This window comes from Pseudomonas sp. Leaf58 (genome assembly GCF_003627215.1).
Taxonomy (GTDB): domain Bacteria; phylum Pseudomonadota; class Gammaproteobacteria; order Pseudomonadales; family Pseudomonadaceae; genus Aquipseudomonas.
On record NZ_CP032678.1, the window covers coordinates 570,242 to 584,289 of the forward strand.

A 14,048-nucleotide genomic window follows, 5' to 3' on the forward strand; every position below is an offset into this window, starting at 1 on the left:
GTTTTGGCTGAAACAGCGAGAGCCCCCGTAGGGGCTCTGCGCGCTTGTTAGGCGCAAGTGCCCTGATGGATGAAGTACAGCGCCTCATGTTCAATCAACTGTTGCAGCTCGCGCCGATACGCTTCATTTCCACGCATGAGCGCCATGAGCTGCTGCTGAGCGTTGTCGACATCATCTGCGGTGAGGTTGATGATCACATGTCGCCCCTGGGCCACGCATTTCATCACCTCGGTCAGGACAACCTGGCTTTGCACATGGCCGAAGTACACGTGATCCGGATCGGCGCGCATGGCACATCTGAGTGCCTCACGCCAGGCATCGATTCCCGTGTTCGTCGTGGGGGCGGGCGGCGCGTCAGTCCTCACCTGATGCTTGAGCATCTGCTCGAAGAGCAAGCGTGTGGTCGCCGATGTGCTGCCGCTCGGCGCACTGGAGATGACGATCAAGCTGGGCTTCGCGCCCGACTGTAGGCGCTGGCCGAGGTGGGCGATGATTTGCTCATGCCCCCTGAAGCGCACTTCAGCCTCGGGCTGATCCGATGGCGCCGTCTCCACCTGGACGCTGGCTTTCAGCGGATTGCTGGGTGGGCAGCGACCCTGGCTACCGCACAGGGCATCCCAGGACGGGAAATTGTGCTCCCTGGCCACAATTTCCAGGGCCTGCGAATGGGTGACGGGCACCCCCAATACAGCTTGAATGGATGTGCGGCGAAGTTTGGCCATCGCCTTGTACTGCGAAATGTTCATGTCTGGCACTCCAGTATTCCAGGCACCGCAGAGCGGGTTCGGAGTCCTCATTCTCGAAGCCTGGCAAGAGTCTACCAAGGGCATCATACCGCTCTCACTTTCACCGTACCGCGAATGCGGCGAGGACGACAGGCTGTGAGCGCCCTTGATGCATACCTCTGCAGACTGATGAAATCTGCAGAGGTATACAGCATGGTCGAAGATCCCAACGCTGCACCAAAATCCTGTATTGTGCGTACAGGCAGGCGAGGCTCGCTGTTCAAGCGCCTCACCGTGCCTGGACAGCAGTCAGTGCGCCCAAGTCGCGGTGATCAGCAGGGTGCGAGGCTCTTTCGCCGGCTTGCTGCCATCCTGAGCGCCCGTGGTGCCCAACGAATAGCTAACCCCCATAGGTTGTCCGTTGGTGAGCTTTAGAGGTGTATTGAGCCTGCTGGTGGCGACATTCGGCATGTTGACCAAGGGTGGCTGTTTATCGAGCTTGGCGTCGATGAATTTCTCTTGATCGACCAACAGAAGGTTCGAGGTGAGAATACCCTTAGCGTCGACCAGGTTGCCGGTCAGCTCGATGGAGACCTGGTCGTTGAGGTAGTCCAGGGCCATATCCTGATCCTGGCGATCGATTTGTGCAGACGCCAGGTGAACCCCTTTGCCCATCGGTGCGCTGGTGGTAAAGCTATACACCAGATGGCCATCTTCGACGATCTTGACATCGTAGGTGACGGGCTTGGCAGCCAAGGCTACCGAGGAGAGGAGCAGGGCGGGAAGCATGAGGGCAAGGCGTTTCATTCAATTTTCCTTCAAATCATTCGACCGTGATGTTCAAGGCACCCTTGCACCAGGGCTTGGCGGCATCCAGACAGAGGTTGTACTCATGCTTGAACGGTTTCCCACGCTCCAGGACAAACACGCTAGCAGTCTCGTACTCCCCCTTGGTCACATCGTTGGGGGCATACCCATGAACAGCAGTGCTATCGGAGAAATTGACGGCCAACGTCACGGTGCTTCGGGTGGTGTCCGCGACATCAAGGTTAAGCCTCACGTCAGAGTAAGTATCGAGGAGTTGCTTGTGTTTTTCAGTGTTTACAAAACGGCTTCCCGGTTGCAACAGCTTGAACTTGGCCGAATGCTGAATGACACCTTTCATTTCCAGCAGTGAGACTCCAGCCTGGGCAACCTCCACCTGAATGGGCACAGGGGAGTTCTCAGGGGTTGCAGCCGCCAGGGCTTGCCCGCAAGCAAGCAGGGTTGCAAGCGAAACTGCGTAGAAGCCGATTTTCTTCTGAATGCTCATGGGTGTTCACGTCCTAACAGGAATTTCAAAGAGGTGCAGCTGGCATCAGGGCCACAGGATCCGCAGTCCGGGAGATCCGGAATCCGGCATTTGGACGCGTCTGGCAGGCAGTCCACAGCATCTCCCGCCACTTCCGTCAAACAGCAGCTACTGTTGGGAGAACCGCCTCCCGAGCTATCGTTGCGCCGCTTGCGGTCTTCCGCTTCGCGCTTTTTGCGCTCCCGGCGCGTTTCGGCTGCTTCCTGACAGGACAGGAAGCGTGATCTGATCGAACTCAGGCCGCGAATCAGGCCTTGGGTTTCAAGGATCTCCAGGACAGCGCCTGAGCAACCTGGCCCCCCGTACTCAAGGGAATGGGCGCAGCGGTAACCTTTGCGCGGCGACAGATGTTTTTGATAAAGGCTGATGCCGAAGCGATAGATGCCCATCACTCATATCCTGAAACCAATTCACATCAATATACGCCTTAATCGCAATATTGCCAACCGCATAATCGTTGTCAAGGGGCATTCAGACCCGAGATAATGTAGGCACAATGTAGCCACAAAAGGAAAATCCCATGAGCAAGGACACCACTGTTCGCTCACGTGTAGACAGCAGGCTGAAAGCCGACGCTGAAACCATCCTCAATGGCCAGGGCATCACCATGTCCCAGGCCATCAATCTGATGCTCCGCCAGGTCGTCATCCAGAACAAACTCCCCTTCGACATGGAAGGGGCACCCAAGCTCAATGCGCGGGCGCAGGCGCTCTGCGATGCGTACGATGCCGGGGTAATACCCACCACAGAGTACCCAGACACGAAGGCGTTCTTCGCCTCCCTGGGTATCAATTGACCGCCCATGAAAGCAAGGGGATGCCTTACAGGCGAGAAGCTCTCAGGTCACGCAGGTTGACCAGGTGTTTCCGCTTGACCCAGCCAAGGTGCGAATTACCGGCCTTGTTGGTGTATTCGACCTGACACCATGAATCTGTGCAGACGAGGATGCCCACCACATCGTCCCGAACGATGTACCGAGCATGGGTCGCATGCACCTGTGGGGTCTGATACAGGTAGGCCCTTGGGTCTTTCACTCTGGCCATCCCGATCCACTGCTTGGGCTCGACCATGCTCAACGCCAGTCCCGTGTTGATCTCAGGTGGGAGCAACATGCCGCACCCAGGCATCTCAGTGGCCGATTCAATCGAGAACGCTACGCCATCTCCCTCTGGTCGCAAGCTTCCGGCGAAGCCCATCGGCGCCTTGGTCACGAAAGTGACGTGGCCCATTGCGTCAACCTGGCCGCTCATGGAGAACGAGCAGGTGATCCGCGTCGAGCCCGGCATTTCATCGTAGTAATGCCCTTCAACGTAGCCATCGGGCGTCACCGCCAACAGTAGCTGCTCATACTTCCCAGAGTGCAGTACCTGGGCCGAAAGGGCTGTGGAAATCAGCTGCAGGCTTGCGGCAAGCAGCAGTGCGGGGAATTGTGGTATCACCTTGTACACTCCGTTAGATGATCCCATTACGGGATGTTTCGAAGCCGATCGAATCGAGACTAGGCCGATAACCAAAGCTTCGGTCGCAAAAGAGCCCGAATGGTCTAGATCGGCACACCGTGGCCGAAGCAACATCGTCAGCTTACAAGAAGTCGAGCGAACTAGGGGGACAAGGTATAAAATGCGTCCCCGCCATTCATCAGCTGATCGTAACGCTACCGGAGAAAATGTTGAAGCTTTCGAACCCTGTCGCCCTTCGAGCCTTCGAAAAAGCACTCACCAAGGTCAGGGCGGGCCCGCGACCACGCCCGAGATTCAGTAGCCGCACCGCCGACAAATTTGTTATCAGAGGCTATGTGGAGCTGTTCGAGGAGCTCAAAGGGATTGGCTTGCACCAGGGTCGTAGCATGAACTCTGAAGCCGTTGCAGCCATTCTAGATAGCCTGGAAGGCAATCTACGGTCTACGGCGAGGGTCAGGGTTTTGCAAGCTCACCTCGGCAGGCGATTGAGCGCTGAGGTCATGGCCGAAGTGGGGGAATTCGACCTCACCGTTTGTGCAAAGCCCCAGAAGTTTGTGGTTCGTCTTCCGCCCAGCGTTAGGGATATCATTCGTGATGGCGTCAAGAAGGTAACTTCTCGTGAGGGTGGAAAAATTTCGATGCGTGATTGGGTGCTAGAGGCGCTGGTAAAGTGGGTTAACTCTCAGCGCCAGGAATTCGCGCTGCTGACTACAATTATTGAGGTCGACAAAAGCTTGCTCGAACAGTTTTGATTGAGGAACAGGGCGACGTACAGCCGTCCAAGCTAATGGACGCTTGCAATCAAACAAAAACGCCCGGCAAGCCGGGCGTTTCAGCAGTGTGTGACGCGGGTATCACAGGATCTTCGAGACCACGCCGGCACCCACGGTGCGACCGCCTTCACGGATCGCGAAGCGCAGGCCTTCTTCCATCGCCACCGGCTGGATCAGCTCGACAGAGAAGGTCAGGGAGTCACCCGGCATGACCATTTCCACGCCTTCCGGCAGCTGGACGTTGCCGGTAACGTCGGTGGTGCGGAAGTAGAACTGCGGGCGGTAGCCCTTGAAGAACGGGGTGTGACGACCGCCTTCTTCCTTGCTCAGCACGTACATTTCCGCTTCGAACTTGGTGAAGGCCTTGGCAGTTCCTGGCTTGACCAGCACTTGGCCACGCAGCACGTCTTCACGCTTGATACCGCGCAGCAGGATGCCGCAGTTTTCGCCGGCACGCCCCTCATCCAGGAGCTTGCGGAACATCTCGACACCCGTGCAGGTCGACTTGATGGTGGGCTTGAGGCCAACCACTTCGACTTCTTCCTGCACGCGCACGACCCCGCGTTCGATGCGCCCGGTAACCACGGTGCCGCGACCGGAGATCGAGAACACGTCCTCGATCGGCATCAGGAACGGTTTGTCGATTGCACGCTCAGGCTGCGGGATGTAGCTGTCGAGGGTCTCGACCAGTTTCTTCACCGCGCTGGTGCCCAGGCCTTTCTCGTCATTACCGTTCAGCGCCATCAGCGCCGAACCGATGACGATCGGGGTGTCATCGCCAGGGAATTCGTACGCGTTGAGCAGGTCGCGCACTTCCATCTCCACCAGCTCCAGGAGCTCATCGTCATCCACCATGTCCGCCTTGTTCAGGAAGACAACGATGTACGGTACGCCCACCTGGCGGGAAAGCAGGATGTGCTCGCGGGTCTGCGGCATCGGGCCGTCAGCGGCGGAGCAGACCAGGATCGCACCGTCCATCTGGGCGGCGCCGGTGATCATGTTCTTCACGTAGTCCGCGTGGCCGGGGCAGTCAACGTGTGCGTAGTGGCGAGTGGCCGAGTCGTACTCCACGTGCGACGTGTTGATGGTGATGCCACGCTGCTTCTCTTCGGGCGCGCTGTCGATCTTGTCGAAGTCAACCTTGGCCGAACCGAACACTTCCGAGCAGACGCGAGTCAGGGCGGCGGTGAGGGTGGTTTTGCCATGGTCAACGTGGCCGATGGTGCCGACGTTGACGTGGGGTTTGGTGCGCTCGAACTTTTCCTTAGCCATGCAGAATTCTCCCGTCAGGCTTGCAAGCCGTTATTGGCCGAATTCCCATCATATCCTTTATACGAATATTGTCAACAGCCCCGATTTTGAATGCATAAAAATTGGCTTAGCAATTTATCTAGAAATCGTTATTTGGAGACGTATTTGCAATGCCTTGGTGTAAAGGCTTAGCCACTACTTTGTCAGTCCGCTTCGATGTGCACCAGTTTTTGGCTACAGTGCCGGCACTGAAAAATCCTGGCGACAAGCCAGCCAGCTTCCGCTTCCAGCTCATCAACATATTCATCGAGAACCTCGTGTTCGCCGCAATAATCCTCCTGAATTTGCGGGAGCACCTCGGCGTGCTCCTGCCGGATCGTCTTACCATCACAAGCCCCCAGGAACACGGCTGCATCAGCACAATGGGACAGCCAAATTTGATCCTGCCAGGTGTTGAAGCCCGGTGTACGCTTGCAGATTTCATCTTTCACCGCCCGGCTCACCTCCTGGTCATTCTGATCGTTCAGGATCAAGTTAGGGTCAGAGAACTCCAGCGCAAGCGCTGAATACGCCTCTCCACTGGCAATGCACCAGGGGCAGATCGGGATCAGGTTGCCTAAATTAGGGTAGACAGGGCCCATGTACTGGAAGCCTCGGGCTTGTTTGCAAACCCTGCAGACCTGATCAGAAGGGATGAAGGTGCTCGTTTTGAGGGGATCAGGGTGATAGATAAACACGGGCAGAATCATCGAACATTTCTCAGGTTGGTGTATGGAGTACAAATGTACTCCTGGCATAAAACTGAAGATTAGAGGGTTGTGAACGCAATTCACATTCATTGTGGCGCCAGTCCAGGTAGGGCTGGCCGCTCAGATAGGCCTTGATGCCGGTGGTTTCAGCGCTCAAGCGTGATGGAAGCCTGATCCTTGATGAGATCCTGCTTCTTCAGCGCTTCCTTGAAGCTGGCTCGCACCAGGTTGGTGGCATCACTCAGCCCATAATCACTGCCACTTTGAATCGCCCTGCGCATGACCACGCCGCCGCTGGTTTGCTGGTAGATGGCATCTTTTTCCGCCGTGCGTTCGGCAGTGGTGCCAGCGAAGAGATCGCGAAGGCCTTTGCTGCCCTCAATATGCTGCTGAACCTGGACTTGCGTCATGCCCAGCGTCACGAGGGCAGCCTCATGGTTCATGGCTTGTTTTTCCACCACCTCAATCGCCTGGGTCAGATGTTCTGCATCGACGGTGCCAGCGCTGAGCGCCTGTTGCTGATTGGCAACTGACTGCTGACTGAGGGCCATGAACTCCATGGTCGCTCGGTGCAACGCGCCGTCATCGAGCAGCGCGTCGAAACGCTCCATCATGGCCCTTTTGGCAGGCTCCACCCCGATAGTCAGCTGCCCGCGAATATGAACCTCTTCGACGATCGACTTGAAGCCAGGGGAATTGACCGAAAGCTTGCCGTTTTCGTAGAAATGGTCTTGGAACAGTTGATTGACGTAGTCCGTGACCTGCTCATGCGACTTGCCAATGAAGTCCGCAGGATTGACGCCCTTAGCCTGTTCATCGGCCAGGACGCGATAGACCGCCAAGGCATCGGCGTGGTCGAAATCCCATTTCACGGCCTGTCGGTAGTTGTTGATGACACCCGTGAAACCGTCGTACGAGCCGGTGAGTGCTGCCGTTTGGTACACCGCGTGCAGATCCGCATAGGCTTCTTTCACCGCCGTTGTGTACAGACCCGCATCGAACGCCGCCATGCGATTTTCCAGGACATAGTCGGCGCCCTTGGCAGCAACTCCGACCAGGTCGACCGCGCCATCGCCTTCCAGTGCTTGCACCAGGGCGATATTGATCACCGAGTTGATGTTGGCACCGGTTCCTGCCAGGTCTGCCTTGAGCCCTGGCATGACGGAGAAGTCGATGCAATGGCCCATCTCGTGGTTGGTATTGCTCACCCGCGCCAGCTCGGAATTGACCAGGAGCAGGTCGCCACGGGCACCGTGGAAGGACAGGTTGTCACCCGCCTTGACCCAACCATTGTCCTGGAAGTTGACCACACAACCGGGGTCTTTCATGTCCATCACCACGGGTGTCGCCCTGGGCACATCAGGCAAGCCCTCGTAGGTAACGTCACGGCCCTCGACAAGAAAACGAACCTTCTGGCCGTCCATGCTTTTGGACGCAAAGTAGCGGTTGCTGGCGAAGTCTGAGGACTTCAGCATGGTATTGTCCTGCACAACCTCCTGTTCAGGCTGCACCTGGAAGTCAGCGGCATTGGCAAAATTCTGAACTGCCATGAAACCACAGGTTACCAAAAGTGCAGAAGCAAGGAATCGAGACGGTTTTTTCAGGATCATGGCAGACTCTCGTTTATGGCTACTATTGATGTATTGTCAGCTTAGACAGCGCGCTCAATCAAGGTTAAAGCGTGCATAAGCTCATGCATTTTCCTGGCTGCCCGGAATCCAGATACAAAAAGGCCAGGCATTCATGACGAACCCTGGCCTTGTGCTTCAGCGTTGATCAGTCGATGAAACCCTGAACCAGCACTCGCACGCTCTGATCGTCATCCAGGGTCTTCTGGGCGTCAAGGCGGCTGGCACCGATGTTGCGATCTTGGAAGTAGAAGCCATCCGCTCGCTGCTCGATGACGTCGCACTCCACGGCCACATCAATTAGCAGGATCTCATCCGGATCGGGCTGCTCGTTGACCGGAGGAAGCTCTCCTGTAGCCGACTTAATCAGCGCTGCCGACACCGAGGTCACCTTCGCAACAGGTTCATTGGCTGCCGCGCTGTGCGGCGTGGACGCTGCAGGGGCGCTTGCTGTGGACTTCTGTGGGCTGGCCACTGACTTGGCGGCAGAAGCCAGGCTGGTTAGCGTAGCTTGGGGGGCATCGTTTCGTTCAGCCGGGATGGCCCTGGCCAAATGCTTTGCCCGGATGGCTGCTTCGATTTCGTTCGAGATGGCAGGGTTATCCAGCAGGTACTTGGCGGTGTTGGCTTTGCCCTGGCCGATCTTGTTCCCCTTGTAGGAGTACCAGGCCCCCGCTTTTTCGATCAGACCGTCAGCAACACCGATGTCCACAAGTTCCAGCGGCTTGGCGATGCCTTGGCCATAGAGGATGGCGAACTCTGCCTGGCGGAAGGGTGGGGAGACCTTGTTCTTGACCACCTTGACACGGGTTTCGCTGCCCACCACTTCGTCGCCTTCCTTCACGCTGCCGGTACGGCGAATGTCCAGACGTACCGAGGCATAGAACTTCAGCGCATTGCCACCGGTCGTGGTTTCCGGACTACCGAACATGACACCGATCTTCATCCGGATCTGGTTGATGAAGATGACCAGGCAGTTGGCATTCTTGATGTTACCGGTGATCTTGCGCAGCGCCTGGGACATCAACCGGGCCTGCAGACCCACGTGCATATCCCCCATCTCGCCTTCGATCTCGGCCTTAGGTACCAGGGCAGCCACGGAGTCGACGATGATCACGTCGACGGCATTGGAGCGCACCAACATGTCGGTGATCTCCAGTGCCTGCTCACCCGTGTCAGGTTGCGAGACCAGCAGGTCATCCACGTTGACGCCCAGCTTGCCGGCGTATTCAGGATCGAGCGCATGTTCGGCATCAACGAACGCACAGGTGTGACCCAGCTTCTGCGCCTGGGCAATTACCGAAAGGGTCAGCGTGGTTTTACCGGAGGATTCAGGGCCATAGATCTCAACGATGCGGCCTTTCGGCAGCCCGCCGATGCCCAGCGCGATGTCCAGTCCCAAAGATCCTGTCGAAATGGCAGGGATCGGCTGGCGATCGTGATCACCCATGCGCATGACCGCGCCTTTCCCGAACTGGCGTTCGATTTGTAACAACGCGGCAGAAAGCGCCTGCTGCTTCTGGGGAGATTGAGACATAGAGGCTCCGGAAACGGGGGTAGGTAGTGCTCCATATTAGGGCTACCAGGAATTTTGTCAATAATCGCTCAAGCCCGCCAACGAACCTGCTCTAGAATCCGCAATTGAAAGGGTCGTGTCCAGCAATGGCGGTGCTTTTATGGTGAAAACGTTGACAATTTGCCAATAAACAGTAAACTCGAATTCATGGAAAAACACAGGACATCACGACGATGTTTGCACACACCCTTTGAACGCCTCAACCGCCACGCACGTCAGTCGGATCAAGCCCTTGTCACACGAGCGGTGCAATGAGCTGCTTGTCAATGTCAGGCAGGACAACTGCCGCAAATCCTTTGATGCTGTGGTGACCAGCTTCATGCCATTGGCTCTGAGCGTGGCCATGAAGTTTCGCCACCGGGGTGATGTCAACGACTTGTTTCAAATCGCCTGCATGAACCTGATGGATGCGACACGCACATTCAATGACGGTTTCGCCACTCATTTTCCGAGCCATGCGCGTACCTGGATCACCTTGGGCCTTCGCCGTCACCTGCTGTTCGAATCGCGGCTGATCAAGGTGCCAGAGAACCGGGCAATTTTGAAATGCTATCGCCGTATGCATCAGTTCAGTGCCGACAAGCCACCCACTGCGTCGCAGATCAGCGCCTTTACCAAAACCCATGCTGTGACCAAGGATGAGTTCCTGGCGGCTTATGAGCTGTATTTTGCCACCTATGAATCCACCAGTCAGGGCATCGACGATGAGGCAGACCCCCTGGAATCGCGTTTGTCCAATGGACTGACACTGGAGGACGAGGTGATCGCTGCTGACGAGCAAGCGGATACGGTGAAAATCGTAAACCGCCTGATGAACGTACTCACCGATCGAGAGCAGACCGTGATCCGCGCCAGGGTGCTGCAGGACGAGCCTGTTCAGCTGCGCCTGGTGGGAGAAGAAATGGGGGTTTCCTGCGAGCGCGTACGCCAGATCGAGAAGCAGGCCCTCAACAAAATCCGGATGGCGGCTTGATCAGCTCTCGCTGAGACCTTTGCTTGCAAACGCCAGGCGTGTAGCAGGTGCGCGCTACCTGCAGCCTGGTGGGGCGGGTTCATCACCCATGGCTTCTTAACGCCCTGACCGCGCTAAAGGGCGCCTGTCGGCCATTTCAGTGCTGGATCGTTTCTCACAAGGCTGGGCGCAGGACTGTCATCATCGATCGGCTCACGCTGGGTGCTGACCCTATGCCTGCAATCCAGGCAGCATTTCTTGATATCGCTGGCGACCAGGGCTTTCAAGGCGCCGCCCGCTCATTTGAAATCAAGGCTCGACAGGGCTCGGCTGCACATCCACGTGGCGAATCTTGCCATCGCTTCCCATTTCAAGTCCCCTGGCATAGCTTTGGGCTTGCCGAAGCTGCCAAGCAAGGCGATCACCTTTGACATGAACACACAGTCCAATCGTTCGCAAGTGGCCGACCGCAAGCAGCGGATCGCCATTGGCAGCGCGCAAGACTTTCTGGCAGTTCGTAATGGATTCGCCAGTGAACTCGCGCATTGCCTTGAGGACTGCGGCGATGACTGTGGGGTCTTGTGAAGTGGGCATAGGGCCTTGCTCCAGGGCAATCGGTTCTTCCCTCGGGGCTTCATCCCGAGGGCTGCGGCAATGATTGCATTGAGCTTGATTCGCTTCGCAATCGAAGGGCTGCAGTGTAAAATCAAAGTCAATCACGGTTTAAGCCATTATTGACTATAGATGCTTAAATAACAACTTAAAAAGGGCTTCACCATGCGCGATCGGTTCGTTTTCCTCGATACAGAGTTCACACAGCTTTCTGAATCAGCCTGTCTGATTTCCCTGGCCTTGGTCGCAGACACTGGTGAGCAGTATTACGCAGAGATCACCAACGGGTGGTCGGTAGACAGCTGCTCGGATTTTGTGAAGAGTATAGTTCTGCCGCAGCTGACCCCTCTGGAATATGGACGCAGCGCACTTCAGGCAGGCATTGAAATCCAGGAATTTGTGGAATCGCTCGGCAGGCCGGTCAAAATTGTGACCGACTGCGCCGATTTCGACTGGTGTTTTCTGTGTCAACTCACCTTCGACGTCGGCCTATGGCCCCAAAACGCGAGCATCCATTGGGTTCATGTCAGTTCTCTGCTGAGTAAAGAGGAAATTGCCACATACCGAGCTGCAGCGCCGCATCACGCGCTTAAAGACGCACGCATTTATGCAGACCTATTCAATAAATCAAAGAAATGAAATTCCCGCTCATTTGTTAATATTGTGTAAAGAATAGTAGCCATTTGATATTGGCAGTCGTCATGATATGCACTACTATAATGGCAAGGCTTTGAGGCGCATTGCCCGAACTACTATTGCGAGGTTTTTGCGTTATGAAGCTACTGATGGGCGTCCACCGCAAAGAATTCCGCGCCTGGTCGGGTGGGCGACTCGATATCGTCAAGTCGAGCGGAGATTGTTTCCAGTTCTTCATCCATTCCGAGGGTGCCACCTTGGGAGTCGAGGTCGGCCAGGATGAAGCCTCGCAAATTGCCCAGCAGATGCTGGACATCTGCGCCTTCAGTGGCCAGCGCAGCGCTCTGGATCAGCTGCGCAGCTCATTGCACCTGGAAAATTCGCTGGGCGAAACACTGGTTGTCCAATATGTCAATGACGGTGAGCCATTCCGTGAAGGCGTGCGTCTTGCCCTGGCAGTGAAGGGTCGTTGGGATCTGGGGGAAAGTCTGGATTTTGAACACCATGAAGCGAAGGGTATTGCCAGTTTTTTGCAGCATGTGGAGCAGTAGCGCTTCTCTGAGATTTAACTCATAGATCAAACTGTGAAGAAAGGAGAGATACCATGAAACCCAATCCATTGCTGATTGAACTGTACGAAACCGATGAGACTGGAAAGCCAAAACCCCTGTTTGAAATCAAACATGGCCCCTCACCGAAAAAGGCTCCACTCGTTTTGCACCATGCACTGCATGCTCTACCGGCGCTCGAAGCGATCGACAAGCGCATTGACGAGATCCTCTCGTCGCTTGGAAAGCGTGGGCAGAATGTTGCCGAGCTGATGGATGAGGTCGAGGCCCTGCAGATTCATGGCTGCAAGCTATTTGCCCAAACCATTTACCTGGATACCAGTGACCGCAATTCCTGGCTATCCATCAACCAATGCATGACCCATCAGCCTCGCTCGAATTCGGTCTATGGCTCCCACGCCAAAAATCTGAAGGCATTCTGGAAAGGGAGTTTGCATCCCGCGTCCCCAAGCGTCGAGCCCGCTGTCAGCCTGTGAGAAACACATGAATCGCGCAAGAGAGTTCAAAGCCAAGCTCCACAAACGCTTCGGTAGCCTCCAGGCCATCGGGGCGTATCTTGCGGATCTGAATACCAATGAAACCGAGGAGGCGTTCACTGCCAACCCGGAAAACTGTGGCGTGATGTTTCGAGCGACCCATCGCCTGGCCAATGGCAAGCCGATGTACGATGCATGCAACTGCGCTGAATACATTCTGGATTCGGTAGAGGAGGAGGGTGGCCGTTATGGATTCCAAATTATCAATAACCAAACTGCTGCCGGCGACTGCTATCCACGCGGGCATCACACCTTTGTGGTGCTCAACTCTCGCTTTGTCGTCGACATCTGGATCAGCCTCTATGCCGAACGAACCGCTCAGGTTGTGTTCGACTTGCTCGACAAAAACGATCATGAGCTGATTCAGCATCTGTACGGTGATCCGGAGCAATGGTGCGTCTGGGACAAAGAGCAGCAGGTGTACCAGCCCTGCATCCAGCTTCCAGACAATCAGCGGCCACGGCTGGGGCATTATTTGAAGTTGGTGGCAGCCTTGGAGCCGGGGAGCCTGTAGCCCCGTGAAGCTCGAATCTACAGGCCTTGTTAGCTGTCTGTGGACGTACGAACAACTTGATCAATTGAATGACGGCTCACTGTAGCCTTGTTGATACTGCCTGCAGCTCTCTTCATGGGAGGTAGTGGAGGGCGTCGCCATCTTTGATCCGCCAGTGCTGGCAGCAGCGTGATCAAGAATGGCGCCCATATCCTGATAGGTGAAATGTGCGTCAATGTCGCGCAATGCAATTGCAACCTCCCGATTCCACTGCTCTTGAGTGAAGGATCGGTAGCTGCCAACCAGGGTGAGCTCCTGGAGCTTCGCTTCGGTAAGGTCTTCGTAATAGGGTTGTCCATGCCCCCTGATCCAACCGTTCTGGGTCATTGGGGTCAGTCCGTCGATATCGAGAAAAAACTCGCCTCCAGGGGGAATTACCCAGGCATGCTCAACGTAACCTGGCTGAATGTCATCGCAGATGACGGCCTGGATTGTCCACCCGAGTTTGCGATGGAGCGCTGCCGCCAGGTGCATGCACCAACCAGATGAATAACGATCGTATATTTCAGTTGGAACGTTGAGATAAATCACATCAATCACCCTTTTCCTTAGAATTTACCATGGGTAGTACAGCCCCCTGCAATCACCGGGGATTACCGGGGTCTCAGAGGGCAATGCAGAAGATCGCAATCACAGCTTAGGGGCGGTTATGAGGATTTGGCTTTCGGTTGTAATCG

At 55.9% G+C, this 14,048-nt stretch carries 17 protein-coding genes and 1 pseudogene; 7 read left to right on the forward strand and 11 right to left on the reverse strand.

Features of this window, described 5'->3' with window-relative positions:
• Window positions 1–47: 47 nt before the first annotated feature.
• The 4 genes from DV532_RS28305 to yidD all read right to left on the reverse strand — a co-directional run bounded on the left by DV532_RS28305 (window position 48) and on the right by yidD (window position 2,465).
• The gene (locus tag DV532_RS28305) at window positions 48–746 is read right to left on the reverse strand and encodes a glyoxalase superfamily protein (RefSeq protein ID WP_056798510.1); all 699 of its coding nucleotides are present in this window, start codon (window positions 744–746) and stop codon (window positions 48–50) included.
• A 288-nt stretch (window positions 747–1,034) separates the two neighbouring features.
• Entirely contained in the window at window positions 1,035–1,532 is a 498-nt protein-coding gene (locus DV532_RS28310; RefSeq protein WP_056798507.1) for a hypothetical protein, read from the reverse strand.
• Between the two features lie 16 nt (window positions 1,533–1,548).
• A complete protein-coding gene (locus tag DV532_RS28315) occupies window positions 1,549–2,037 on the reverse strand; it encodes a hypothetical protein (RefSeq protein ID WP_056798504.1) in 489 nt (162 codons plus the stop codon).
• The gene (yidD, locus tag DV532_RS28320) at window positions 2,034–2,465 is read right to left on the reverse strand and encodes a membrane protein insertion efficiency factor YidD (protein ID WP_082476801.1); all 432 of its coding nucleotides are present in this window, start codon (window positions 2,463–2,465) and stop codon (window positions 2,034–2,036) included. Before yidD ends, DV532_RS28315 begins: the two co-directional genes overlap by 4 nt.
• A gap of 131 nt (window positions 2,466–2,596) precedes the next feature.
• Between yidD and DV532_RS28325 the strand changes: the two genes are divergently transcribed.
• Window positions 2,597–2,872, forward strand: a complete 276-nt coding sequence (locus DV532_RS28325) for a type II toxin-antitoxin system RelB/DinJ family antitoxin (protein WP_056798501.1) — start codon at window positions 2,597–2,599, stop codon at window positions 2,870–2,872.
• 25 nt (window positions 2,873–2,897) lie between these two features.
• Here DV532_RS28325 and DV532_RS28330 read toward each other — a convergent pair whose 3' ends face one another.
• On the reverse strand, window positions 2,898–3,515 hold the full coding sequence (locus DV532_RS28330) for a hypothetical protein (protein ID WP_056798498.1): 618 nt from the start codon (window positions 3,513–3,515) through the stop codon (window positions 2,898–2,900).
• 119 nt (window positions 3,516–3,634) lie between these two features.
• Here DV532_RS28330 and DV532_RS28335 point away from each other — a divergent pair, with 119 nt between their 5' ends.
• Window positions 3,635–4,288 carry an Arc family DNA-binding protein gene (locus DV532_RS28335; protein WP_236707500.1) on the forward strand — a complete coding sequence of 218 codons (654 nt, stop codon included), beginning with the start codon at window positions 3,635–3,637 and terminating at the stop codon, window positions 4,286–4,288.
• Window positions 4,289–4,390: 102 nt separating this feature from the next.
• Here DV532_RS28335 and tuf read toward each other — a convergent pair whose 3' ends face one another.
• The 4 genes and pseudogenes from tuf to recA all read right to left on the reverse strand — a co-directional run.
• The gene (gene tuf / locus DV532_RS28340) at window positions 4,391–5,581 is read right to left on the reverse strand and encodes an elongation factor Tu (RefSeq protein ID WP_056798492.1); all 1,191 of its coding nucleotides are present in this window, start codon (window positions 5,579–5,581) and stop codon (window positions 4,391–4,393) included.
• A gap of 182 nt (window positions 5,582–5,763) precedes the next feature.
• Entirely contained in the window at window positions 5,764–6,309 is a 546-nt protein-coding gene (locus tag DV532_RS28345; RefSeq protein ID WP_162241124.1) for a CbrC family protein, read from the reverse strand.
• A gap of 146 nt (window positions 6,310–6,455) precedes the next feature.
• Window positions 6,456–7,919, reverse strand: coding sequence for a hypothetical protein (locus DV532_RS28350; RefSeq protein ID WP_056798485.1), 1,464 nt, complete (start codon window positions 7,917–7,919; stop codon window positions 6,456–6,458).
• A gap of 547 nt (window positions 7,920–8,466) precedes the next feature.
• Window positions 8,467–9,474, reverse strand: a pseudogene (recA, locus tag DV532_RS28355) (recombinase RecA); the annotation flags it as partial.
• Window positions 9,475–9,820: 346 nt separating this feature from the next.
• Here recA and DV532_RS28360 point away from each other — a divergent pair.
• Window positions 9,821–10,486, forward strand: a complete 666-nt coding sequence (locus DV532_RS28360) for a sigma-70 family RNA polymerase sigma factor (protein ID WP_256659152.1) — start codon at window positions 9,821–9,823, stop codon at window positions 10,484–10,486.
• Between the two features lie 288 nt (window positions 10,487–10,774).
• Here DV532_RS28360 and DV532_RS30555 read toward each other — a convergent pair whose 3' ends face one another.
• Window positions 10,775–11,059: a hypothetical protein gene (locus DV532_RS30555; protein ID WP_156675909.1), complete on the reverse strand. Its 285-nt coding sequence runs from the start codon at window positions 11,057–11,059 to the stop codon at window positions 10,775–10,777.
• Window positions 11,060–11,242: 183 nt separating this feature from the next.
• Here DV532_RS30555 and DV532_RS28370 point away from each other — a divergent pair, with 183 nt between their 5' ends.
• The 4 genes from DV532_RS28370 to DV532_RS28385 all read left to right on the forward strand — a co-directional run bounded on the left by DV532_RS28370 (window position 11,243) and on the right by DV532_RS28385 (window position 13,332).
• Complete coding sequence (locus DV532_RS28370; protein ID WP_056798476.1) at window positions 11,243–11,716, forward strand: 3'-5' exoribonuclease; 474 nt, start codon at window positions 11,243–11,245, stop codon at window positions 11,714–11,716.
• 134 nt (window positions 11,717–11,850) lie between these two features.
• Window positions 11,851–12,264 carry a hypothetical protein gene (locus tag DV532_RS28375; RefSeq protein ID WP_056798473.1) on the forward strand — a complete coding sequence of 138 codons (414 nt, stop codon included), beginning with the start codon at window positions 11,851–11,853 and terminating at the stop codon, window positions 12,262–12,264.
• Window positions 12,265–12,317: 53 nt separating this feature from the next.
• Complete coding sequence (locus tag DV532_RS28380; RefSeq protein WP_056798471.1) at window positions 12,318–12,758, forward strand: hypothetical protein; 441 nt, start codon at window positions 12,318–12,320, stop codon at window positions 12,756–12,758.
• 7 nt (window positions 12,759–12,765) lie between these two features.
• Complete coding sequence (locus tag DV532_RS28385; protein WP_056798467.1) at window positions 12,766–13,332, forward strand: hypothetical protein; 567 nt, start codon at window positions 12,766–12,768, stop codon at window positions 13,330–13,332.
• Between the two features lie 60 nt (window positions 13,333–13,392).
• Here DV532_RS28385 and DV532_RS28390 read toward each other — a convergent pair whose 3' ends face one another.
• Window positions 13,393–13,911: a hypothetical protein gene (locus DV532_RS28390; RefSeq protein ID WP_156675908.1), complete on the reverse strand. Its 519-nt coding sequence runs from the start codon at window positions 13,909–13,911 to the stop codon at window positions 13,393–13,395.
• Window positions 13,912–14,048: the final 137 nt, after the last annotated feature.

Coding starts and splice junctions, on each gene's coding strand:
- DV532_RS28305 (WP_056798510.1), bottom strand. CDS start 746: ATGAACATTTCGCAGTACAAGGCGATGGCCAAACTTCGCCGCACATCC.
- DV532_RS28310 (WP_056798507.1), bottom strand. CDS start 1,532: ATGAAACGCCTTGCCCTCATGCTTCCCGCCCTGCTCCTCTCCTCGGTA.
- DV532_RS28315 (WP_056798504.1), bottom strand. CDS start 2,037: ATGAGCATTCAGAAGAAAATCGGCTTCTACGCAGTTTCGCTTGCAACC.
- yidD (WP_082476801.1), bottom strand. CDS start 2,465: ATGGGCATCTATCGCTTCGGCATCAGCCTTTATCAAAAACATCTGTCG.
- DV532_RS28325 (WP_056798501.1), top strand. CDS start 2,597: ATGAGCAAGGACACCACTGTTCGCTCACGTGTAGACAGCAGGCTGAAA.
- tuf (WP_056798492.1), bottom strand. CDS start 5,581: ATGGCTAAGGAAAAGTTCGAGCGCACCAAACCCCACGTCAACGTCGGC.
- DV532_RS28345 (WP_162241124.1), bottom strand. CDS start 6,309: ATGATTCTGCCCGTGTTTATCTATCACCCTGATCCCCTCAAAACGAGC.
- DV532_RS28350 (WP_056798485.1), bottom strand. CDS start 7,919: ATGATCCTGAAAAAACCGTCTCGATTCCTTGCTTCTGCACTTTTGGTA.
- DV532_RS30555 (WP_156675909.1), bottom strand. CDS start 11,059: ATGCCCACTTCACAAGACCCCACAGTCATCGCCGCAGTCCTCAAGGCA.
- DV532_RS28370 (WP_056798476.1), top strand. CDS start 11,243: ATGCGCGATCGGTTCGTTTTCCTCGATACAGAGTTCACACAGCTTTCT.
- DV532_RS28375 (WP_056798473.1), top strand. CDS start 11,851: ATGAAGCTACTGATGGGCGTCCACCGCAAAGAATTCCGCGCCTGGTCG.
- DV532_RS28380 (WP_056798471.1), top strand. CDS start 12,318: ATGAAACCCAATCCATTGCTGATTGAACTGTACGAAACCGATGAGACT.
- DV532_RS28385 (WP_056798467.1), top strand. CDS start 12,766: ATGAATCGCGCAAGAGAGTTCAAAGCCAAGCTCCACAAACGCTTCGGT.